Genomic DNA, 21,900 nt, shown 5'->3' with positions numbered 1-21,900 from the left:
GGGCGTCGAGGAGATGGACCACCGGGAATGTATTACGTATCGGCACTCGCCTCGAGCGGCATTGCGGTCCTGGCTGCCGACGGACCGTCGGTCTGGACGCAGATGGTAGGGAGCGCGCTCATCGGTCTGCGCGAAGGCCTCGAGACCGGGATCGTGGTCATGGTCCTGATCGCCTTCGTCGTCAAGACCGACCGCCGAGACGCCCTCAAGTGGATCTGGGCGGGCGTGGGTGCGGCGGTGGCGATGACGCTCGTGGTGTTCCTCGTGATCCACTTCGGCACATCGACGATGACGCCGCTCGCGGCGGAGACCATCGCCGGCGTCGCGTCGCTGGTGGCGGTCGGGATCGTGACGTTCATGGTGCTGTGGATGAGCGAGGCCTCCTCCCACATCTCCGCCGATCTCAAGAGCGGGATGTCGAAAGCGCTTCTCGCCGGCGGCGCCTCGGTGCTGGGTCTGGCGTTCCTGGCCGTCGGCCGCGAGGGCTTCGAAACGGCGCTGCTGATGGTCGGTTACGCCGAGAGCGTGTCGGGCGGACTGTGGCCGTTGCTCGGACTCGTGATCGGCATCCTCGCCGCCGTCGCGCTGACAGTGCTGATCTACCGCGGAGCGATCCGCATGAACCTCTCGGTGTTCTTCACCTACACCGGCCTGTTCCTGATCGTCGTCGCCGCCGGAATCCTGACCTACGGCATCCGGGCCTTGCAGACGGTCGGCTGGCTGCCCGGCCTCGGCAACACCGCCTTCGACATCTCGGCGACCTACGACGCCTCCTCCTGGTACGGCACGATCCTCGGCGGCATCTTCAACGTGCGCCCGGATCCGACAATCCTGCAGGTGATCGCCTGGATCGTCTACGTGGTGGTCGTGACCACGATCTTCTTCCGTCGACAGCGCGCCGGCCATCGGGCCCCCACCTCGAAGACCCCCGCCGCCCGGAAGAGCGCAACGCCCGACGAGAGCTCCGCGCCCGCGGAGCCCGCCCCCGAAAGGAATCCTCAGTGACTCGTAGACCCGTGGTGGCCGCAGCTGCGGCCGCGGTGGTGATCTCCCCTGTGCTCCTCGCCGGTTGTACCGAGAAGGGCAGCTCCGAGGGCGCGATCGCGGTGACCTCGACCGCCGACGCCTGCGATCTCGCGACCACCGAAGCGACGACCGGCAACGTCGATTTCGCGATCACCAACTCCGGCGACAAGGTCACCGAGTTCTACGTCTACGGCAACAACAACCGCGTCCTCGGCGAGGTCGAGAACATCGGCCCCGGACTGTCCGGCAATCTGACCGTCGAGATCGTCGAACCCGGCACCTACACGGTGGCGTGCAAGCCCGGCATGGTCGGCACCGGCATCCGAACCGAACTCAACGTCGGCGGCGAGCGCAAGGAGAAGGCCGACGTACCCGCAGACGTGACCGCCGCCAAGGCGCAGTACCTCGAGTACGTCCGCAATCAGCTGAACACCCTGCACGCCCAGACGACGTCCTTCGTCGACAGCGTCAAGAAGGGCGATCTCGACGCGGCGCGTGCGCAGTTCGGTCTCACGCGTACCCCGTACGAACGGATCGAGCCGGTCGCCGAGTCCTTCCCCGATCTCGACCCCGCCATCGACATGCGATGGGACGATACCGAGGACGGCACCCAGCCGTTCACCGGCTTCCACCGTCTCGAACGGTTCCTGTGGCCGCCGCAGCCCGCCGAGATCGGCGATGCAGCCGGCCAGATCACGCCGTCGGATGCCGCGAACGCCAAGGCGACCGACAATCCGCAGGCCATCGCCGAGATCGCCGACGGTCTGCTCGCCAACGTGACCAGGCTCCGCGACTCGGTCAGCAAGCCGGACTTCGAGTTCGAGACCCTCTCGTTCGTGAAGGGCCCGCAGGCCCTCATCGACGAGGTCGCCGCCACCAAGGTCGACGGTGAAGAGGACCGGTACTCCCACACCGACCTGTGGGACATCGCCGCCAATCTCGACGGGTCGGAAACCGCGATCGCGACGATGCAGCCGATCATCTCCGCCAAGAACCCGGCACTGATGGACAAGATCACCGCGCAGTTCACGACCGCGCGCGACTCGGTGAACAGATACCGTAACGGCGACGGCTACGTGTCCTACATCGAGGTCACGCCCGAACAGCGCAAGGAGCTGTCCACTCAGATCGACGCGCTGTCGGCCACCCTGTCCCAGGTGCCGGGAATCGTGTTGCAGCAATGAGTGATCCGGCCCGCCACCCCGACGACGCGCAACCAACCGAGCCCGTAGGCCGCACGACGCGACGTGGTCTCTCGCGTCGTGCGATCCTCGGCGGCACCGGTGCCGGACTGCTCGTCGCCGCGGGCGGGATGGCCGTCGGCCGTGCCACCACGCAGGCCCCGGCGACCGACCACATCGTCGAATTCCGGGGTCCACGGCAGGCCGGGATCATCACCGCCGCACAGGATCGGCTGCATTTCGCGAGCTTCGACGTCGTCACCGACAACCGAGACGAGCTCGTCGCGGTGCTGCAACGCTGGACCGACGCGGCCGACCGCATGACCCGCGGCGAGGAGACCGTCCCCGACGGCGCCACCGGCCTCGGTGAGTACACACCACCCGCCGATACCGGGGAAGCGTTGGGGCTGAGCGCTGCTCACCTCACGCTCACGATCGGCTTCGGTCCCGGGCTGTTCGGTCCCAGCGCGTCGGCTCCCGACCGCCCCGACCGGTTCGGTCTCGCCGACCGTCGACCGCCGGCGCTCGTCGACCTGCCGATGTTCGCCGCCGAGAAGATCGACCCCGCACGGTCGTACGGCGACATCTGCGTGCAGGCCTGCGCCGACGACCCGCAGGTGGCGGTCCACGCCATCCGCAATCTCGCCCGAATGGCGGTGGGCGTCATGGCCGTCCGCTGGTCGCAGCTAGGGTTCGGCCGCACGTCGTCGACGACGCAGTCCCAGGACACTCCCCGAAACCTGTTCGGGTTCAAGGACGGCACCGCGAACCTGCGCGCCGAGGACACCGACCTCCTCGACCGCTGGGTCTGGGTCGCCCCGGAGGACAATCCACCGTCGGCGCAGTGGATGACCGGCGGGACCTACCTCGTCGCCCGGCGGATCCGGATGGACATCGAACCGTGGGACCGCGCCAACCTCTTCGAGCAGGAACAGATCGTCGGACGCACCAAGCGATCCGGCGCACCGCTCGGGAAGGCCGGCGAGTTCGACGACCCCGACTTCGCGATCACTTCCGGTGGGACCCCGATCATCGCGCGCAACGCCCATGTGCGGCTGGCACATCCGGACAACCTCGGCGGGGTGCAGATCCTCCGCCGGGGTTACAACTTCACCGACGGGACCGACGGCTTCGGCCACCTCGACGCCGGGCTGTTCTTCATCGCCTTCAACCGCGACACCGGCAAGCAATTCGTGCCCATGCAGCAGGTCCTGTCCCGGCAGGACGCGATGACCGAGTATCTGATCCCCAACGGCTCGGCGAACTTCGCCATCCCACCCGGCCTCGGACCCGGCGAATGGTGGGGGCAGCGGCTCTTTGAGTGACCTTCCGCGACGGCGGTCGCTCACCATCAGTCCGGGAGCACGCTCTCCCAAGCTGCACGCGAATCCAGTTCGATGCCCAGCTCTTTCGCGCGCGCCTCGGCGTCCCGGACCGACGCCATCAGCGCCAGGGCCTTGTCTCGGGTCTGCGCCTCGACGCTGTCGTCGCTCGGGGCGACGGTGACCGTCCACGTCTCGGCCGGAATGGTGTCCACCGGATACGACGCCGCGGTGAGCCGTTCGAAGATCTTCTGCAGCAGGGCGAGCGACGGCTGCGTGGTGGCAACGCCGTCGAGGACGGAGCCGCGCTTCTTCTCCGCGGCCTTGCGTTCCTCCCACTCGCGGATCTGGGTCTCCAGGTCGGAGTGGGCGCCGGACAGCACGCCGGGGGTGCGGCCCATCACCTTGGAGGTGAAACTGCGTGCGACGTCGTCGATGTCGAACGGCGCGTCCGGGTCGTCGGCGGCGATGCGCGCGTGGAAGAGCACCTGCAGCAACAGATCCCCGAGTTCTTCCTTGAGCTCGAGCTGATCACCGGCCTCGATGGCGTCGAGCAGCTCGTAGACCTCCTCGAGGAGGTAGCGACGCAGCGAGTGATGGGTCTGGGTGCTCTCCCAGGGGCCGTCGCGGCGCAACGTGTCCATGAGCGCGACGGAATCGAGGAGCGCCATCCCCGAGACCTTCTGCGTGGCGATGACCTGCTCACCGCGGGCGGCGCGGGCACGCACGAGGGGGTGATCGGCGTCGGTGCTCACCAGCACGGAGTCGACGGGCGTCTCACCGAGCACCTCGTCGAAAACCGGTTCGACACGGTCGAACTCCCAGAGCAGGGCAGCGGGCACGTCCTCGGTGACCTTGACCGATCCGGTGAGCCAGGCGCGCGCCCGGATGGGGATCAGGTCGGGCCGTGCCGGGTCCAACAGCACCACCGTCATTCGTTGTACGCCCTCTCTCGACCCCCGTGGATTTTCCTGCCCCGCTGAGTGGTGTTCTAAGCGTTCGGCTCCGGCTTGAGCTGCGTGAGGAACGTCGTGAGGTACTCGATGAGCTCGTCGTCGCGCAGACGTGCCGAACCGACTCCCCCGGTCCGCGGAATCGGGAGCGTGACCACCGACGTCGTCGCGCGGAAGGTCGCCGAGGAGTAGAGCCTGCGGAGACGCACCTGCTCGCTGTCGAGGAGCGGCAGCGGCGAGATCTTGACGCCCTGTCCGGCCAGTCCGATCTCGGTGATGCCGCGCTCGCGGCAGCGCAGACGCAGGCGGGCGATCGACGCCAGACGCGTCGTCTCGACCGGCGGCGGACCGTAGCGGTCGTTGAGTTCGACGAGCACCGCGTCGACCTCGGCGTCGTCGGTGGCCGACGCCAGCTTGCGGTACGCCTCCAGACGGAGACGGTCCGAGTCGACGTATTCGACCGGGATGTGCGCATCCACCGGCAGGTCGATCCGCACCTCCCCGGTCTCCTGGGTCTCGACGGGCTTGCCGTCGGCCGCGGCGCGATACGCCTCGACGGCCTCGCCAACGAGCCGCACGTAGAGGTCGAAACCGACGCCCGCGACGTGGCCGGACTGTTCGGCGCCGAGAACATTTCCGGCGCCACGCAATTCGAGGTCCTTGAGCGCCACCGCCATACCGGCGCCGAGTTCGTTGTTCTGCGCGATCGTCGCGAGCCGGTCGTAGGCGGTCTCGGTCAGCGGCCGGTCCGGGCTGTAGAGCAGGTAGGCGTAACCGCGTTCACGACTACGTCCGACTCGTCCGCGCAGCTGATGGAGCTGCGAGAGACCGAGGTTCTCGGCGCGGTCCACGATGAGCGTGTTGGCGTTGGAGATGTCGAGACCGGTCTCGATGATGGTCGTACAGACCAGCACGTCGTACTCGCGGTTCCAGAACCCCGACACCGTGCGCTCCAGCTGATCCTCACCCATCTGACCATGCGCGACAACGACTCTCGCCTCGGGGATCATTGCGGCGATGTCCTTGGCCGTCTTGTCGATGGTCGAGACGCGGTTGTGCACGTAGAAGACCTGGCCGTCGCGGAGCAACTCACGACGGATCGCCGCGGCCACCTGTTTCGGCGCGTAGGCGCCGACATAGGTCAGCACCGGGTGGCGCTCCTCGGGTGGGGTGAGGATCGTCGACATCTCGCGGATGCCGGCCATCGACATCTCCAGGGTGCGCGGGATCGGCGTCGCCGACATGGTCAGCACGTCGACGTGGGTGCGCAGCGACTTGATGTGTTCCTTGTGTTCGACGCCGAATCGCTGCTCCTCGTCGACGATCACGAGGCCGAGGTCCTTCCACGTGATACCGGTCTGCAGGAGGCGGTGGGTGCCGATGACGATGTCGACCTCGCCCTTGGCCATCGCCTCGGTGATCTCGCGGGATTCCTTGGCATCGGTGAAGCGCGACAGTCCGCGTACCCGCACCGGGAAACCGCTCATCCGCTCGGTGAACGTCTGCAGATGCTGTTGCGCGAGAATGGTCGTCGGCACGAGGACGGCGACCTGTTTGCCGTCCTGCACCGCCTTGAACGCGGCGCGCACCGCGATCTCGGTCTTGCCGTAACCGACGTCGCCGACGATGACGCGGTCCATCGGGACCGGACGTTCCATGTCGGACTTGACCTCGGCGATGACGGTCAGCTGATCGACCGTCTCGGTGAAGTCGAAGGCGTCTTCCATCTCCTGCTGCCACGGGGTGTCGGGCCCGAAGGCGTGGCCCGGGGCGGCATGACGCGCGGCGTAGAGCTGCACCAGCTCGCCGGCGATCTCGCGAACGGCCTTGCGCGCCTTGCGCTTGGTGTTCTGCCAGTCCGACCCGCCCAGCTTGGACAGCGACGGCTGCTCGCCACCGACGTACCGGGACAACTGGTCGAGCGCGTCCATCGGCACGTACAGCCGGTCGGCGGGCTGGCCGCGTTTGCTCGACGCGTACTCGAGGACCAGGTACTCGCGACGCGCACCCGAGACGGTGCGTTCGATCATCTCGACGAACTTGCCGATGCCGTGCTGGTCGTGCACGACGAGGTCGCCGGCGGCCAGCGCCAGCGGGTCGACCTGGTTGCGGCGCTTGGCCGGGAGCTTGCGTCCGTCACGGACGTTCGCGACGCGCGTACCGGTGAGATCCGCCTCGGTGACCACGACGAGTCCGGCGTCGGCACAGACGATTCCGGCGCGGAGCGTGGCCCCGAAGACCGTGACCTCGCCCGGTTCGGGACGATGCCCCGGCTCGGCGATCACGTACGGCACCTCGGCCTCGGACAGCCGCTCGCCGACTCGCTGGGCGGTGCCCTTGCCGGTGACGACGATCGCGGCGGTCTTGCCGTCGGACACATGCGCCCGGAGCTGGGCGAACGTGGCCGCGATCTCGCGCTCGTCGCCGCGCGGTGCGGGTCCGGGGGTGAGGTCGAGTTCGAGTTCGTTCCCGCTGCCGGTGGACAGCGGTGACAGCGTCCACCACGGGCGTTTGGCCTGTAGTGTCGCTTCGCGCACGTCGCCGAGCGAACGATAGGCGCTGGCCTGCAGGTCGATGCCGGTTCCTGACCGCGGGTCGATCGGGGCGTTCGCGCCCATCGCCGCGGCCGTCCACGACGCCTCGAGGAACTCCGCACCGGTCTTGGACAGGTCCGCGGCGCGGGTCCGGACCTTCTCGGGGTCGAGGATCAGCACGCGTGTCCCGTCGGGGACGACCTCGGTGAGGAGTTGCATCTCGCCGTCGACGAGCGCCGGGATGAGCGCTTCCATTCCCTCGACGGGGATGCCCTCGGCCAGTTTGCCGAGCATCTCGGTGAGTGCGGTGTCGTCGGGGTTCTTCGCCGCGAGATCGCTTGCGCGCGTGCGCACCTTCTCGGACAGGAGTAGTTCACGACCCGGGTGGATGCGTACCTCGGACGCGTCGACCTCGGGCTGGCTGCGCTGGTCGGCGACCGAGAACGCCCGGATCTCGGTGATCTCGTCGCCCCAGAACTCGACGCGGACCGGGTGGTCGGCGGTCGTCGGGAAGACGTCGAGGATGCCGCCGCGGACCGCGAACTCGCCGCGGCGTCCAACCATGTCCACCCGTTCGTAGGCCATCTCGACGAGCTGCGCCAGCAGTCCGTCGAAGTCGACCTCGATGCCCTCGCGCAGCGTTACCGTGGCGACCTCGCCGAGGCCCGGCGCCATCGGCTGCACGAGCGAGCGGACCGTGGTGACCACGACCCGCAGCGGGTTGTCGCCGGGATTGGCGAGACGGTGCAGCACCGCCAGTCGCTGGCCGACGGTGTCCGCGCTCGGCGACAGCCGCTCGTGCGGGAGGGTCTCCCACGAGGGGAACTGGGCCACCGAGTCGGCGTCGTCGAGGAGTTCGGCCAACTCGGCCGTCAGGTCATCGGCCTCGCGACCGTTGGCCGAGACGACCAGCAGCGGGGCCTCGGCGCCGGCGGCCAGACAGGAGACGAGGAACGGCCGGGCGGCGTCGGGTGCGGTGATGTCGAGGCGACGTTCGGCACGGCGTTCGTGCACCTCGCGGAAGGATTTGTCCGCACACGCGAGCGCGGCCAGACCGGACAGGGCACGGGGCGTCGACACTCCGCCGATTGTATGTGCCGCGCCTCGTGCCCCCTCAGGCCGGTCGATCAGCCCAGCAGGCCCTGCCCCAGTACCTCTCCTCGACGAGCCCCGGGAAGGACGGCGTAGACCGCCGATCCGATGGGCGTCGTCCATTGATTCAGCGCGTCGTGTTCGGCCAGCCGCGCCTGGACCGGCACGTATTGGGCGTCGACATCGCGCTGGTAGGCGGCGAACAGGAGGCCGCTGTTGGAGATGGGGATGGTCCCGTCGGCATCGGGTTCCGGCGGGTCGTCGTAGTTGTAGCCACGCCGCAGGAATCGCTCCGTCGGTGTCCGGTGACGGGCGCGGGCGATGTGCGACGACGCCGGGATGGCGGGCAGCCCGTCGACGATCTTGTCGAAGTCCGGGTCGTCGTGTTCACCTCCCCCGCTCAGCGGCGCACCGTCGGTGAGGGTGCGTCCCACCGACAGTTCCTGGCTGCGCGGGTCGACCTCCTGCCATCCGTCGAGATCCATGGCGATCCGACGCAGCACCATCGACGTCCCGCCGGCGAACCACGGCTGTTCGGCGCCGTCGTCCCAGACCAGGGTGTCCGAGTCGGCGGGCCCGAGGTTCACGGTTCCGTCGACCTGCCCCATCAGGTTGCGCATGGTCACCTTCTCGTCCTGGCTGCCGCGGGAGTTGCGGAAGCCGCGCTGGACCCATCGCAGTCGGACCCGTCCCGCCACGTTCGCCGTCAGGACCCGGGTCGCGTGGGCGACGGTGACCGGGTCGTCGGAGCAGATCTGCAGCAGCAGGTCCGTCTGTCCCCAGCGCCGCTCGTCGAGTCGGTCGATGGGGTACGCCGGAAGCGGATGCAGCCACCGGGGCCGTCGGCCCTCCAGTCCCGTCGCGGTGAAGGCGCCGGGGCCCAGGCCGACCGTGACGGTGAGCCTGGCGGGCAATCGGGCGAGTTCCGGTTCGCTGTCGGCCAGCGCCGGCGTACCCCTCGTGAGCCGGGCGGCGTCCTCGGTCCAGACCCGGAGAATCCCGGCGAGCGCCTCCCGCGCCTGCGGCCCCCGATCTGCCGAGAGATCGAGTCCGACGTAGTTGACGTGCGCGGTGGGCGGGGTCGTCACCCCGGCCTGGTGCACGCCGTGGAACTCGACGACGTCGCCGCCGTGCGTGGCGTCCCCGGCTGCGTCCGTGGACCGCGCTGCGATCGCCGTGGCTCCGACACCGAGACCGGCGGCTCCCGCGACGCCTGCGATCAGGCTGCGTCGCGAGAGGGCCGGGCCCCGGCCCCGTCTTCTGCCGTCACCGTGGCTGGTGGACTCAGCCATCACTGCCGGTGTCCGACGAGCCGTGGCCCGGCGTGTACTCCTCGTTGGCTCCACGGAAATCGCGTGCGTGCGCGACCATCTCGCGTGTGGAACCGTCGCCGAAGCGCAAGGTGATGGTGACCGTCTGACCGGCCTCGATCGGCCGCTTCAGGTCCATCAGCATGATGTGGTTCCCGCCGGGTTCGAGCGAGACCGTCTGACCGCCGGCGATCTTCAGGCCGCCGTCGACCTGGCGCATGGTCATGGTGCCGTCGCCGGCCGGGGCCATCTCGTGCACCTCGACGCGGTCGGCGACATCGGTGTCACCACCGGTGAGGGTCACCTCGCGGTCGGAGGTGTTGGCCACGGTGCCGAACGCACCGGTCATCTGCTTGTCGGATGCCTTTACCCACTGGTCGGTGATGGTCACCGAGTCGGCCTGGGTGGCGGGGGTGTCGTCGGAGGAGCATGCGGTCGTGACGGCCAGCGGAAGTGTCAGCGCGGCGAGGATCGCCAGCGGGCGACGAGCCCGGCGGGTCGTGGAAGTGCTTGAGAACATGGATGTTTCGCCTTTTCGGGTACGCGAGTCACCACCGGGGCTCCTGGGCGCCGGCGGGAAATGGAGGAATCAGGGGTCAGACCGGGAGGACCGGCGGACCCCGAGTCCAGATACCCCTGCGACCGAACAGCGGTCGCAGCGGATCGACCGCACCCGCGACCACGAGGACATCCCCGACCGCGATCAACGGAGGCGTCGTGGACGCCAGGATGCGTGAGCCGACACGGCGTGCACACTCCTGCGCGCCGACGAGCAGACCTGCGGAGATCAGCAGCGCCGCAACGTGAAAACCGATCATCGTCGGGCCGGGTAGCAGCGGCGTCGACGCGTGGTGGCCGCCGGTGTGCATCGCCAGATGCCCGAGAAGCTGCGCGACGGTGAGTGCCGCACCGACGGAGAGGATCTCGGTCGCGCGTCCCCGCGTCCCGCCCACCGCCCCGCTCACCCAACCGAGTCCGGCACTGATGGCGACCAGAAGGACAACGTGCGACGACGTCGGGAGGCCTCCCCCGGCGAGCGCGTGCGCCCCGACGCTCAGCGACCCGGACGTCATGGCGGCGACGACCGACCAGTGCACGCGCACAAGTCGTTCGGCCGGATCGGACGCCACAGGCATACCCCCGAGCGTACGCCCGCTATTACGCGGAGTAGTAGCCAAGTGGTGGCCCACACACCACTAGTCTCGTCAGAATGCAGGGAGCCCGGACCGACGACATGGGGGTGACGGTGCGCGACGCCGTCGAGACCGACCTCGCGGGCGTGGCGGACATCTACCGCCACTATGTGGAGAACACCGTCGCCACCTTCGACTACGTGGTCCCCTCGCACACCGCTTGGCTGGCGAAGTACCGCACGATCCGCGAGGCGAACAGGCCCTTCGTGGTCGCGACACTGTCTGCGGAGTCCGACCAGCACATCGTCGGCTACGCCTACCTGGGCACATTCCGCGCCATGCCGGCCTACGACCGCTCCACCGAGGACTCCATCTACGTCCGCCCCGGCCTGGGGGGCCGCGGCGTCGGATCGGCGCTCATGGCCGGGCTGCTCGATCGGGCCGATCCTGAGAACGTGCGACAGATCGTGGCGGTGATCGCGGCGACCGGTGGCGAGGGATCGGTCGCCCTGCACTCGCGGTTCGGGTTCACCGAGGTCGGTCGCCTGCGGTCGATCGGCCACAAGGCCGACCAGTGGATCGACTGCGTCTACATGCAGAAGGACCTCTGGGAGCCGTCCTCGTAGTCGGATCTCAGCGGTCGAGGCCCGCGGCCTCGGCGGCGGCGTCGGCCAGACCGACGCCGGTGCCCTCGTAGATGTGGAAGGCGACGTCGGCACCCCGCCCGAGCAGTTCGTCGCGTTCGTCGTCGTACTGCGCGACGACGGCGATGGTCCCCTCGAATTCACGCTCCTCGACTCGATCCAGTGCCACCAGGTTGGACCCGTGGAACGGCATGGCGAACACGAGGATGTCGAGGTCGGAGACGCCCTCGCACCGTTCCCAGAACCCCGTCTCGGTCGCGTCGGCCTCGATCACCCGTAGTCCGCGCGCACGAAGATCGGCGACCTTCAGCGGATCGTTCTCGACGCCGACGACATTCAGCCCGTACTCGTCGACGAGACGGTTGTAGACCGAACTGCCCACCCGGCCGAGACCGAAGACGACGGCACGGGCGGGAGCGAGGTCGATCGCCGCGTCGTCGGGATGGGCGCTCGCGGCGGCTGTTCTCGGGACGTAGGCCGAGAGCCGGGCCACCAGCCCGGACCCCCGACGGTTGACGAGGGTCGAGAACACGAAGCTCGCCGCGACCGCGACCGAGGTGACCACCAGCCAGTCGTCGTCGAGCAGGTCGTTGCTCACGCCGTTGGAGATGACGATGAGGCCGAACTCGGAGAAGTTCGCCAGCGCCAGACCTGCCAGGATCGAGGTGCGCCGACGTAGGCCGAACATGGCCAGCACGAGGGTGAACAGGGCCGCCTCGAGCGGCAGGAGGACCACGAGGACCAGGCCGAGGAGCACGGTGTCGAGGGTGGGCGTGACGTGGAGTCCGATCGAGACGAAGAAGCCCACCAGGAGCAGTTCTCGGAGACCGAACAACGTGCGGGACAGCTCTCCGGCACGCGGATGCGAGGCCAGCAGCACGCCGACGACCATGGCACCGAAGTCGCCTTTGATGCCGACCGATTCGAACAGCCAGTATCCCGGTACGAGCGCCATCGTCACGCCGAAGAGGGTCTGGAGTTCGCCGTGTCCGAGGCGGTTCCACAGTCGCCGGACCACCCAGGCACCCGGGATCAGCAGGACCAGCGCGAACGCCCAGGGACTCGGCGGTTCCCCGCTCATCGACGTGAGGTAGGCGACGGCGACGACGTCCTGGAGGACCAGGATGCCGATCGCGATTCGGCCGTACAGCGAGCGGGACTCCGAGCGTTCGTCGAGCACCTGGACCACGAACACCGTGCTCGAGAAGGACAGCGCGAAACCGAGGAGCGCGAGCGTCTGCCAGCCCTCACCCATGAGCATCCGGACGCCGATGGTCGAGAGCAGTCCGAGGAAGCCGGTGGTGAGACCCATGATCACCGCGAGGTTGATGGCGGTGGTGAGGAAGACCTCGCGCCGGAACAGCATCCGGAGGTCCAGCTTGAGGCCGATGGTGAACAGCAGGATCGTCACGCCCAGATCTGCGAGCGTGTCGATGATCGGCAGGTCGTCGATGCCCGGGGCGTGCAGGATGAATCCGGCCGCCAGGTACCCGACCAACGTCGGCAGACGGACCAGTCGAGCGAGGAATCCGCATCCGAAGATGACGACGAGATAGATGCCGACTGTCTCCACGCGCCGGGAGTCCCTTTCTCTCTGGGCCGCGAGCGGCCGACGGGGATGTCTGGAACGTTATAGCCGCACGCGAGACGACGTGCGGCGGCCACGCCGATTGCCCGACCAGAGCGGGCATCCTGGGCCTCGGGAACAAAACGGACCACAGTCCGGTTAAGATCGGGTATGTCCAGCTCGAACTCCCCCACCCGGCAGCCGGCCCTGTTCCTGTCCCACGGCGCCCCACCCCTCGTCGACAGTCCCACCTGGGTCCGCCAGCTGAAGAAGCTCGCCGGCGGCCTCGCACGGCCGACAGCGATCCTCATCGTGTCGGCGCACTGGGAGGCGGCGCCCCTCACCATCGGCTCCACCGACTCCCGGACGCCGCTGACCTACGACTTCGGCGGCTTCCCGGAGAAGTACTACCGCGTCCAGTACCGGTCGCCGGGCGCCCCGGACCTGGCCCGACGCGTCGCCGCGATGATGCCCGACGGCGAGACGATCGCCCACGACCCCAACCGTCGCCTCGACCACGGCGCGTACGTGCCGATGACCGTCATGTACCCCGAGGCGGACATCCCGGTCCTGCAGATCTCCCTACCGACCCTCGACCCGGAGCGGCTGCTCGACCTCGGTCGACGCCTCAAGCCGCTGCGCGACGAGGGCGTGCTGATCATCGGGTCCGGTTTCACCACCCACGGCCTGCCGTTCCTGCGCGACTGGCGACCCGAGGCGACTCCCCCGAGCTGGTCGGCCGAGTTCGACTCGTGGGCCGCCGAACGATTTGCCGCGGGAGATGTGGAGTCGCTCATCAGGTTTCGCCAGACCGCGCCCGGGATGCCGTATGCGCATCCGACGATCGAACACTTCGCGCCGCTGTTCGTCGCGCTCGGTGCCGGCGACGACGTCGAACAGCGTCCGGATCAGGTCATCGACGGGTTCTGGATGGGACTCTCCAAGCGGAGCCTGGTACTGGCTTGACTGCTGCCTCAGGTGCGAGGAAGCCTCGAAGCGTCAGGAGTCCTCGGCGGTGGTCCGTTCGCGGGGCTCGACGTAGTCGGGGCCGACGAGATCGGGCGACGGGTCGAGGCGGGTGAGCCCGTTCCAGCAGAGGTTCACGAGGTGGGCGGCCACGACCTCCTTCGACGGCTCGCGGACGTCGAGCCACCACTGCGCGGTCGACGACACCATGCCCACCAGGGCCTGGGCATACAGCGGGGCGAGGGCGGGGTCGAAGCCGCGGCGCTCGAAGTCGCCGGCCAGGATGTGCTCGACCTGGCTGACGGCATCGTTGAGAAGGCTTGAGTAGGTGGCCGTCTCGCCGGTCGCCGCGGTGCTGTCGCCGCGGACGAGGATGCGAAACCCGTCCGTGCGCTCCTCCATGTAGGTGAGCAACGCGAGCGCGACCTGCTGGATGCGGTACAGCGACCGGTTCTTCGACAGCGAGGCGGTCACCATCTCGAGCAGCGTCTCCATCTCGCGGTCGACGACGACCGCGTAGAGACCCTCCTTGCCGCCGAAGTGCTCGTACACGATCGGCTTGGAAACGCCTGCGCGCTGCGCGATCTCCTCGATGGAGGTGCCCTCGAAACCGCGTTCGGCGAACAGCCCGCGCGCCACCTCGATCAGCTGTAATCGCCGCTGCGCACCGGTCATCCGCGCCCGGGGCGCGCGCTGCACCTCGGTCGCACCCTCCGCCGGACGTCCGATCGCCATGGGCCCAGCCTAGGACGAGTCGTCGCGGAATCAAGAATGTTGCGCCATTTTTCGCTCCCTGAGGTGCGAGGAGCGTAAGCGACGAGCCACGAAGGGTCCCCGCCCTCAGTACAAGCTCGACCAGTACGACCAGAACCGGATGGCGATGAGCACGATCACGAGCCCCACGGCGAGGACCAGGATCAGGGCGTGGCTACGGGCGACCGCGAGCGCCGCCCCGGATCGCGAGGTCAGTCCGCTCGCATGGAGGTTGCGCACGCTGACGAAGACGAAGATCGGCAGGGTCGCCGCCCACACGACCATGCAGTACGGGCACAGTGCGCCGATCGAGTAGAGGCTCGAGTAGATCAGCCAGCAGATGAAGGCCATCGCCAAGGTCACACCGACCTGCAGACCCGCCCAGTACCAGCCCGCGAGACGTGCACCCGCGAGGATCGCCACGCCGGTGGTGATCACCACCGCGAATCCCGCGATGCCGAGCAGCGGGTTCGGGAACCCGAACAGGGCAGCCTGCGGCTTGGCCATCACCGAACCGCAGCTCAGGACCGGATTGAAGTTGCACGACGGCACGTAGTCGGGGTTCTTGAAGAGTTCGATCCGTTCGACCGTCAGCACGAACGACGCCACGAACCCGATCGCGCCGCCGACGCTCAGGACCCAGGCGACGATCCGCGTCCAGGAACGGACGGCTTCGGCCAGAAGGGCCCGGTCGTCCGGATCGAGCTCTGCTGTGGTCGGTGTTGCATCGGCGGGGGCGCTCTCACTCACCCATCCAGGATGACACTGCCCGACGTGGTCACCGACGGTCGGCGTGCACCGAATCGTGCCGACTCTGCACCGGCCGCAACCGGTGGAGGGTTATCCGCCCACGGTGAGGGTAAAGGCACGCGTGATCGGACAAACGTCGGCACCGGCCCACGCCGATGCGTAATGTCGGATTCACCAACGGGGATGGGAACACAACCGTGCAATTGTGGGATTACATCGGCGACAACGCTCGCTCTCTCACGTTCTTGACATATCAACACGCGTCGCTGTCATTCCAGACCGTGCTCGTCGGCACCCTCGTCGCCATCGCGGTCGCCGCGCTCGTCTACCGGCTTCCGCTGGCCGCCGCGCTCACGCTGACGTCTAGTCGTGTGGCACTGACGATTCCGTCGCTCGCCCTGCTCGCGCTGCTGATCGTCCCGTTCGGGCTCGGCGTGACACCATCGTTCCTGATGCTGGCGTTCTTCGCGATGCTGCCGGTGATCGGCAACGCGGTGGTCGGCTTGCGGTCGGTGCCGCCCGCGGTCGTCGAATCGGCCCGCGGGATCGGGCTTTCGCGGTGGCGCATCCTGCTGACGGTCGAACTACCGATCGCCTGGCCGGTGATCCTGACCGGAATCCGGGTGTCCACACAGATGATCGTGGGCGTCGCGGCGATCGTCGCCTACGTCCTCGGCCCCGGCCTCGGATCACTGATCTTCAACGGGCTCGCACGGCTCGGCGGCGCAAACGCCCTCGAATCAGCGCTGGCCGGAACGCTTCTCATCGTCGTCATCGCGCTCGTCTTCGACGCTCTCCTGGTTCTGCTCGGCCGACTCACCATCTCCAAGGGACTCTCATGACCGACTCCACCACCGCCCCGCCGTCGAAATCCTCGGCAGGCCAACCGTCGTCCGGCGCGAACGGTCGCGTCGTCACCGGCGAATCGATCCGTCTCGAAGGCGTCGTCAAGCGCTACCGGGGCCAGACCAAGCCTGCGGTCGCGCAACTCGACCTCGAGATCGACGCCGGTGACATCGTCGCCTTCGTCGGCCCGTCGGGCTGCGGCAAGACGACGACCCTGAAGATGATCAACCGGCTCATCGAGCCCACCGAGGGTCGTATCTACATCGGCGGGCGTGACGTGACCGCGGAGAACCCGGACAAGCTGCGCCAGTCCATCGGTTACGTCATCCAGTCCGGCGGGCTCTTCCCCCACTGGTCGGTCAGCAAGAACATCGGCACCATCCCGCGAATCCTCAAGTGGGACAAGAAACGCATCGCCGAGCGCACCGAATACCTCATGGACCTGGTCGGACTCGACGCCGCGACCTTCGCCGACCGTCTGCCCAAGGACATGTCGGGCGGTCAGCAGCAGCGCGTCGGTGTGGCCCGTGCTCTGGCGGCCGACCCGCCCGTCCTGCTGATGGACGAGCCGTTCGGTGCCGTCGACCCGATCACGCGAGCCCGCCTGCAGGACAAGCTCATCGCCATCCAGCACGAACTGGGCAAGACGATCGTCATCGTCACCCACGATTTCGAAGAGGCAACCAAACTCGGCGACAAGGTCCTGATCCTCTCCGAGGGCGGGCACATCGAACAGTTCGCCCCGCCAGAAGAGATCCTCGCCAACCCGGCCAGCCCGTTCGTCGAGGAGTTCGTCGGTTCCGGTGCGACACTGGCTCACCTGACCCTCACCCGCGTACGCGATGTCGAGATCCGCCAGGTGGTCACCGCCCGCGTCGGCGAAGGGTCCGGCACCGTGGTGAACCGCGCCCGAGCCGCCGGCGAGGACTGGCTGGTCGTCGTCGACGAACACGGCCGGCCGCGAGCCTGGCCCAGCATCGCGGAGGTCTCCGCCAAACCCGAGGTGTCGGATTACCTCGACCCGCGCCTACCGGTCGTCGCACAGTCGTCGACGCTCAACGACGCGCTCGACTCGATGCTCGCGACCAGCCAGGGCGGCGTCCTCGTCACCGACGGACGCGGCGCGGTCATCGGCGCGCTGAACATCGCGTCCGTGATGGAGGCCATCCGCGGACAGCTCGCGGATGTCCGCGACGACGACCACGTCGGCTATCTCGACCACACCGAGGGGTCCGCACCTGTCGACACACCGGTCATCGCAGCCGAGGACGAGTCGTCCGCCGCCGACACGGCCGACGAACCGAGCGCCGAACGATGACCTCCGTCGCCGACGAGTCCGCGCGGGTCACCGCGGCAGCAGAGGCACCGGTCCAACCACCTCGGAGCGGTTTCCGACGCCGGTTCGCGAAGCTGCCCATCGACGTCTGGTTCGAACCGCTGGTCATCATCGTCATCGGCGTCGGGTTCCTGATCTGGTATCAGCGCACGACGTTCACCTCCACCGAGAGCGCCTCGATGGCATGGCCGGCGCTCCGAGCGACCATCCTCGACCACATCGAGCTCACGCTCGTCGCCACCGTGATCGTCGTGTGTATCGCCATCCCGCTCGGCATCGCACTGACCCGACCATCCCTCAAGTGGCTCAACCCGATTGCGGTCAACATCGCCAACATCGGGCAGGCCGCTCCCGCCATCGGCCTGCTGGTGCTGTTCACGTTCTGGCTCGGCACCGGTTTCAACACGGCGGTCATCGGTCTCGTCGTCTACGCGGTGCTCCCGATCCTGCAGAACACGATCGTCGGCCTCCGGCAGGTCGACCAGCGCACGGTCGAGGCCTCCCGCGGCATCGGATTGTCCGCGGTGCGAACGCTTTTCCAGGTCGAGTTGCCGCTCGCGGTGCCGGTCATCCTGAACGGTGTGCGCACGGCGCTGGTGATCCTGGTCGGCACGGCGACCCTGAGTACGTTCATCGGCGCGACGAGCCTCGGCACGCTCATCACCACCGGTATCACCCTGTTCCTGCCGAAACTGCTGGTCGCCGGCGCGGTGCTCGTCGCACTGCTGGCGATGACGATCGACTGGCTCGGACGGCTCGTCGAGTTGGCCGCGACACCGCGGGGGATCTCATGAGAAAGTCCGTCCTGGCCGTCTTCACGGCGATACTCATGGTCGTGGTCGCAGGCTGCGGGCTGGTCAGCTCGTCGGGCACCTTCCGCGAGGCATTCCTCGCCGACGGCTCGACGCCCTTGGAGGGTACCGAGATCCGGGTGACGTCGAAGAATTTCAGTGAATCGGTGCTGCTGGGCAAGATCACCGCGACCTACCTCGGCGCGGCGGGGGCGTCGGTCAAGGATCTGACGAACGCACCGGGTTCGATGTCGTCGCGCCAGGCACTCCTCAACGGCGACGCCGACATCCTCTGGGAGTACACCGGAACCGCCTGGCAGACCTACCTCGGCGAGACCGAGACGATCTCCGACCCGAACGAGCTGTGGAAACGGGTCCGCGACGCCGATCGCGCCAACGGCGCCGAGTGGTTGCCGCCCGCGGCGTTCAACAACACCTACGCGTTCGCGGCGTCGGCACCAACGGCCAAACGTCTCAACGTGAAGACGATGTCGGACATCGCGAACCTGCCGGTGTCGGAGCGGACGTTCTGCATCAACGACGAGTTCCTGAGCCGCGCCGACGGAATGATCCCGATGCTGGAGGCCTACGGAATCCCGCTGGGCACGCCCGATGGCGTACCGAAGGACAACGTGACAGTCATGGACTCCGGGGTCGTCTACACCTCGACGGCGCGCAGCGAACCGTGCAACTTCGGCATGGTGTATTCCACCGACGGCCGGATCAAGAACCTCGATCTCGCGGTACTCACCGACGACCGGAAGTTCTTCCTGCCGTACAGCGGTTGCGTGGTCTTGAGCACGCGCCTCAACAAGGAGGCTCCCCAGATCGCCGAACTCATGGCACCGGTGTCTGCGAAGCTCACCGACTCGGTGATGCAGGAACTCAACGGCCGCATCGACATCGACGGTGAGGACCCCGCCGACGTCGCCTACGACTGGTTGCAGGCCGAGGGCTTCGTCGCCTAGCGGCGCACACACTTCGCAAGAGCTCCCCCACCAGGACTCGAACCTGGAATGCCTGAACCAAAATCAGAAGTGTTGCCGATTACACCATGGGGGAATACTGCGCTGACGATTGTGCCACAGCGCTCCGGCGGCGACGTGACGCCACCGGTCGACCTCATTCCGACTCCCAGACTTCGATCGAAGTCTGGGAGTCGAGACGACGTCTGTAAGTCGTCAGTCCTTCGGGCCGCCGGCGACGTAGACGACCTGACCGGAGACGAAGCCCGCACCCTCGCTGATGAAGAACGACGCGGTGTGGGCGATGTCCTCGGGGACGCCGACGCGGTTCACCGGGATCTGGCTGGCCGCGGCCTTCTTGAAGTCCTCGAAGGGCACGCCGACACGCTCGGCGGTGGCGGCGGTCATCTCGGTCTCGATGAAGCCGGGAGCGATGGCGTTGGCGGTGACGCCGAACTTGCCCAGCTCGATGGCCAGCGTCTTGGTGAAGCCCTGCATGCCGGCCTTGGCGGCCGAGTAGTTGACCTGGCCGCGGTTACCGAGGGCCGAGGTGCTCGACAGGTTGACGACGCGGCCCCAGCCGGCGTCGACCATGTACTTCTGGGCGGCCTTGGTGACGTTGAAGGCACCTCGCAGATGGACGGCCATGACGGCGTCCCAGTCGTCGACGGTCATCTTGAACAGCAGGTTGTCGCGGGTGATGCCGGCGTTGTTGACGACGACGGTCGGCGCACCGAGCTCGGCGGCGACCTTCTCAACGGCCGCGTTCACCGACGCCTCGTCGGCGACGTTCGCGCCCACGGCGATGGCCTTGCCGCCCTTGTCGGTGATGGCCTTGACGGTGTCGGCGCAGGCATCGGCGTCGAGGTCCAGGACGGCCACGGCCAGGCCGTCGTCGGCGAGTCGCTTGGCCACGGCAGCACCGATGCCCCGTGCCGCGCCGGTGACGATCGCGGTCTTCTGCGTGCTCATTAATACCTCCGTTGGTCAGGTGTGCGGGCCGGGTCACCCGGCCCGCGCTGGTCCGCTCCCCGCCTGCGCGTCGAAGCCGAACGCCCATGGCGCACCGATCGAACGCTCGGGGAATCGCGGTCCCTTGTGTTCTATCAGGTGACGTCGACAGACGTGTGTTCCATCACGTGACAGCGTCGCATTCAGCGAGAACGGTACGGCGCGTTATTACACCGCCGTACCGGTGCGTAGGATCGCACCCGACGTGAACACCGATGAAGGAAGAGGGTGGGCATTCGATGTCGGGAACGTCGCCATCTGTGGCCGTGATCGTGCTGGCCGCGGGTGCCGGTACCCGGATGAAGTCCAAGACCCCCAAAATCCTCCACACGATTGCCGGCCGATCCCTCCTGGGTCACTCACTCCACGGCACGTCGGGTATCGATCCCGAGCACCTCGTCGTCGTGGTCAGCCATGAGCGTGAACGGGTCTCCGCGGCCGTCGCCGACATCGCCGCCGCGCTGGGCCGCGACATCGCGATCACCGAGCAGGACGAGCCGCGCGGAACCGGCGACGCCGCCCGCGTCGGACTGACCGGACTCCCCGAAGACTTCGCCGGAACCGTCATCGTCACCGCGGCCGACGTCCCGCTCCTCGACGCCGACACCCTCCGCGGGCTCATCGACACCCACACCGCCGACGGCGGCGCCGCGGTCACCCTCACCAGCTTCATCGCCGACGACCCGACCGGCTACGGGCGGATCATCCGCGCCGACGACGACTCCGTGCGCGCCATCGTCGAGCACAAGGACGCGACCGAAGAACAGCGTGCGATCACCGAGGTCAACGCCGGTGTCTACGCCGTCGACGCCGCCGCGCTGCGGGACGGGCTCTCGAAGCTGTCGACCGACAACGTGCAGGGCGAGTTCTACCTCACCGACATCGTCGAGATCGCGCGCGACGCGGGCCAGGCCGTCCGCGGTTTCACCGTTGCGGACCCCGTCCTCGTCGCCGGCTGCAACGACCGCGCACAGCTCGCCGACCTCGGCGCCGAACTCAACCGCCGGATCATCCGCCGCCATCAGGTCGACGGCGTCACCGTCGTCGATCCGGCCACCACCTGGATCGACGTCGACGTGACGATCGAGCCGGATGTGCGGATCGAACCCGGCACGCAGCTCTACGGCCGCACCCACATCGCCGCCGACGCGGTCGTCGGGCCCGACACCACGCTCACCGACGTCACGATCGGCGAAGGCGCCCACGTCATCCGCACCCACGGCAGCGACGCCGTCATCGGCGGCAACGCCTCGGTCGGCCCGTTCGCCTACCTGCGACCGGGAACCGTGCTCGGCGTCGCCGGCAAGATCGGCACCTTCGTGGAGACCAAGAACTCGACGATCGGCGACGGTTCCAAGGTCCCCCACCTCACCTACGTCGGCGACGCCACGATCGGCGAGCACACGAACATCGGCGCGTCGAGCGTCTTCGTCAACTACGACGGCGTGAACAAGTACCGCACGGTGATCGGCGACCATTGCCGCACCGGCTCGGACAACATGTTCGTCGCCCCGGTGAGCATCGGCGACGGGGCATACACCGGAGCCGGAACCGTCGTGCGGCAGAATGTACCGCCGGGAGCCCTCGCGGTCTCGGCGGGAACACAACGTGTCATCGAGGACTGGGTCGTGCGCAAACGGCCCGACACCGCGGCGGCACGCGCGGCACTCGAGGCACGCGACAAGAACTCCGGGTCCGCATAACGGACCCGAGCAGTCCT

The 21,900-nt window shown here is 68.0% G+C and carries 19 protein-coding genes and 1 tRNA gene; 10 read left to right on the top strand and 10 right to left on the bottom strand.

All coding sequences use genetic code 11. The features are described from left to right. The first annotated feature begins 27 nt into the window (after positions 1-27). The 3 genes from efeU to efeB are packed head-to-tail and all read left to right on the top strand — an operon-like array spanning position 28 to position 3,532. Positions 28-1,005, top strand: coding sequence for an iron uptake transporter permease EfeU (gene efeU / locus GKZ92_RS07385; RefSeq protein WP_035750417.1), 978 nt, complete (start codon positions 28-30; stop codon positions 1,003-1,005). Continuing rightward, a complete protein-coding gene (efeO, locus tag GKZ92_RS07380) occupies positions 1,002-2,210 on the top strand; it encodes an iron uptake system protein EfeO (RefSeq protein ID WP_035750415.1) in 1,209 nt (402 codons plus the stop codon). The genes efeU and efeO overlap by 4 nt, the downstream gene beginning before the upstream one ends. Continuing rightward, positions 2,207-3,532 (top strand): iron uptake transporter deferrochelatase/peroxidase subunit, encoded by a 1,326-nt coding sequence (gene efeB, locus GKZ92_RS07375; RefSeq protein ID WP_035750412.1) that lies wholly within the window; start codon positions 2,207-2,209, stop codon positions 3,530-3,532. Before efeO ends, efeB begins: the two co-directional genes overlap by 4 nt. 26 nt (positions 3,533-3,558) lie before the next feature. Here efeB and GKZ92_RS07370 read toward each other — a convergent pair whose 3' ends face one another. The 5 genes from GKZ92_RS07370 to GKZ92_RS07350 all read right to left on the bottom strand — a co-directional run bounded on the left by GKZ92_RS07370 (position 3,559) and on the right by GKZ92_RS07350 (position 10,554). Further along, positions 3,559-4,464 carry a MazG family protein gene (locus GKZ92_RS07370; protein WP_035750409.1) on the bottom strand — a complete coding sequence of 302 codons (906 nt, stop codon included), beginning with the start codon at positions 4,462-4,464 and terminating at the stop codon, positions 3,559-3,561. A gap of 56 nt (positions 4,465-4,520) precedes the next feature. Beyond that, positions 4,521-8,096, bottom strand: a complete 3,576-nt coding sequence (gene mfd, locus GKZ92_RS07365; RefSeq protein ID WP_042375942.1) for a transcription-repair coupling factor — start codon at positions 8,094-8,096, stop codon at positions 4,521-4,523. Between the two features lie 47 nt (positions 8,097-8,143). Further along, entirely contained in the window at positions 8,144-9,400 is a 1,257-nt protein-coding gene (locus GKZ92_RS07360) for a Dyp-type peroxidase (RefSeq protein ID WP_006359490.1), read from the bottom strand. Next, positions 9,393-9,938 carry a copper chaperone PCu(A)C gene (locus tag GKZ92_RS07355; protein ID WP_006359491.1) on the bottom strand — a complete coding sequence of 182 codons (546 nt, stop codon included), beginning with the start codon at positions 9,936-9,938 and terminating at the stop codon, positions 9,393-9,395. Before GKZ92_RS07355 ends, GKZ92_RS07360 begins: the two co-directional genes overlap by 8 nt. 76 nt (positions 9,939-10,014) lie before the next feature. Then, entirely contained in the window at positions 10,015-10,554 is a 540-nt protein-coding gene (locus GKZ92_RS07350) for a hypothetical protein (RefSeq protein WP_035750405.1), read from the bottom strand. Positions 10,555-10,628: 74 nt separating this feature from the next. On the opposite strand from GKZ92_RS07350, the gene GKZ92_RS07345 reads away from it, so the two are divergent. Then, positions 10,629-11,177 carry a GNAT family N-acetyltransferase gene (locus tag GKZ92_RS07345; protein ID WP_006359493.1) on the top strand — a complete coding sequence of 183 codons (549 nt, stop codon included), beginning with the start codon at positions 10,629-10,631 and terminating at the stop codon, positions 11,175-11,177. A 7-nt stretch (positions 11,178-11,184) separates the two neighbouring features. On the opposite strand, the gene GKZ92_RS07340 is transcribed toward GKZ92_RS07345, so the two are convergent. Beyond that, positions 11,185-12,768 (bottom strand): cation:proton antiporter family protein, encoded by a 1,584-nt coding sequence (locus GKZ92_RS07340; protein ID WP_006359494.1) that lies wholly within the window; start codon positions 12,766-12,768, stop codon positions 11,185-11,187. A gap of 165 nt (positions 12,769-12,933) precedes the next feature. On the opposite strand from GKZ92_RS07340, the gene GKZ92_RS07335 reads away from it, so the two are divergent. Further along, positions 12,934-13,728, top strand: coding sequence for a dioxygenase family protein (locus tag GKZ92_RS07335; protein WP_035750403.1), 795 nt, complete (start codon positions 12,934-12,936; stop codon positions 13,726-13,728). Between the two features lie 33 nt (positions 13,729-13,761). On the opposite strand, the gene GKZ92_RS07330 is transcribed toward GKZ92_RS07335, so the two are convergent. Further along, positions 13,762-14,463, bottom strand: coding sequence for a TetR/AcrR family transcriptional regulator (locus tag GKZ92_RS07330; protein WP_006359497.1), 702 nt, complete (start codon positions 14,461-14,463; stop codon positions 13,762-13,764). Positions 14,464-14,568: 105 nt separating this feature from the next. Beyond that, entirely contained in the window at positions 14,569-15,231 is a 663-nt protein-coding gene (locus tag GKZ92_RS07325) for a vitamin K epoxide reductase family protein (RefSeq protein ID WP_006361225.1), read from the bottom strand. A gap of 197 nt (positions 15,232-15,428) precedes the next feature. On the opposite strand from GKZ92_RS07325, the gene GKZ92_RS07320 reads away from it, so the two are divergent. The 4 genes from GKZ92_RS07320 to GKZ92_RS07305 are packed head-to-tail and all read left to right on the top strand — an operon-like array spanning position 15,429 to position 19,172. Then, on the top strand, positions 15,429-16,073 hold the full coding sequence (locus GKZ92_RS07320; RefSeq protein ID WP_035750881.1) for an ABC transporter permease: 645 nt from the start codon (positions 15,429-15,431) through the stop codon (positions 16,071-16,073). Next, entirely contained in the window at positions 16,070-17,395 is a 1,326-nt protein-coding gene (locus tag GKZ92_RS07315) for an ATP-binding cassette domain-containing protein (protein ID WP_006361223.1), read from the top strand. The genes GKZ92_RS07320 and GKZ92_RS07315 overlap by 4 nt, the downstream gene beginning before the upstream one ends. Further along, positions 17,392-18,207, top strand: a complete 816-nt coding sequence (locus GKZ92_RS07310; protein WP_006361222.1) for an ABC transporter permease — start codon at positions 17,392-17,394, stop codon at positions 18,205-18,207. The genes GKZ92_RS07315 and GKZ92_RS07310 overlap by 4 nt, the downstream gene beginning before the upstream one ends. After that, the gene (locus GKZ92_RS07305; RefSeq protein ID WP_006361221.1) at positions 18,204-19,172 is read left to right on the top strand and encodes a glycine betaine ABC transporter substrate-binding protein; all 969 of its coding nucleotides are present in this window, start codon (positions 18,204-18,206) and stop codon (positions 19,170-19,172) included. The genes GKZ92_RS07310 and GKZ92_RS07305 overlap by 4 nt, the downstream gene beginning before the upstream one ends. A gap of 22 nt (positions 19,173-19,194) precedes the next feature. Here the strand turns inward: GKZ92_RS07305 and GKZ92_RS07300 are convergent. Together GKZ92_RS07300 and GKZ92_RS07295 are read right to left on the bottom strand one after the other, a co-directional pair. Then, a tRNA-Gln gene (locus GKZ92_RS07300) sits at positions 19,195-19,266 on the bottom strand. A 119-nt stretch (positions 19,267-19,385) separates the two neighbouring features. Next, positions 19,386-20,141, bottom strand: coding sequence for an SDR family oxidoreductase (locus GKZ92_RS07295; RefSeq protein ID WP_006361220.1), 756 nt, complete (start codon positions 20,139-20,141; stop codon positions 19,386-19,388). A gap of 278 nt (positions 20,142-20,419) precedes the next feature. Between GKZ92_RS07295 and glmU the strand changes: the two genes are divergently transcribed. After that, on the top strand, positions 20,420-21,883 hold the full coding sequence (gene glmU / locus GKZ92_RS07290; RefSeq protein WP_035750880.1) for a bifunctional UDP-N-acetylglucosamine diphosphorylase/glucosamine-1-phosphate N-acetyltransferase GlmU: 1,464 nt from the start codon (positions 20,420-20,422) through the stop codon (positions 21,881-21,883). Positions 21,884-21,900 lie beyond the last annotated feature (17 nt).

Source organism: Gordonia sp. 135, assembly GCF_009720185.1.
GTDB lineage: Bacteria > Actinomycetota > Actinomycetes > Mycobacteriales > Mycobacteriaceae > Gordonia > Gordonia alkanivorans.
The sequence above is the reverse complement of the archived record's forward strand: the minus strand, read 5'-3'. Positions and strand labels throughout refer to the sequence as shown.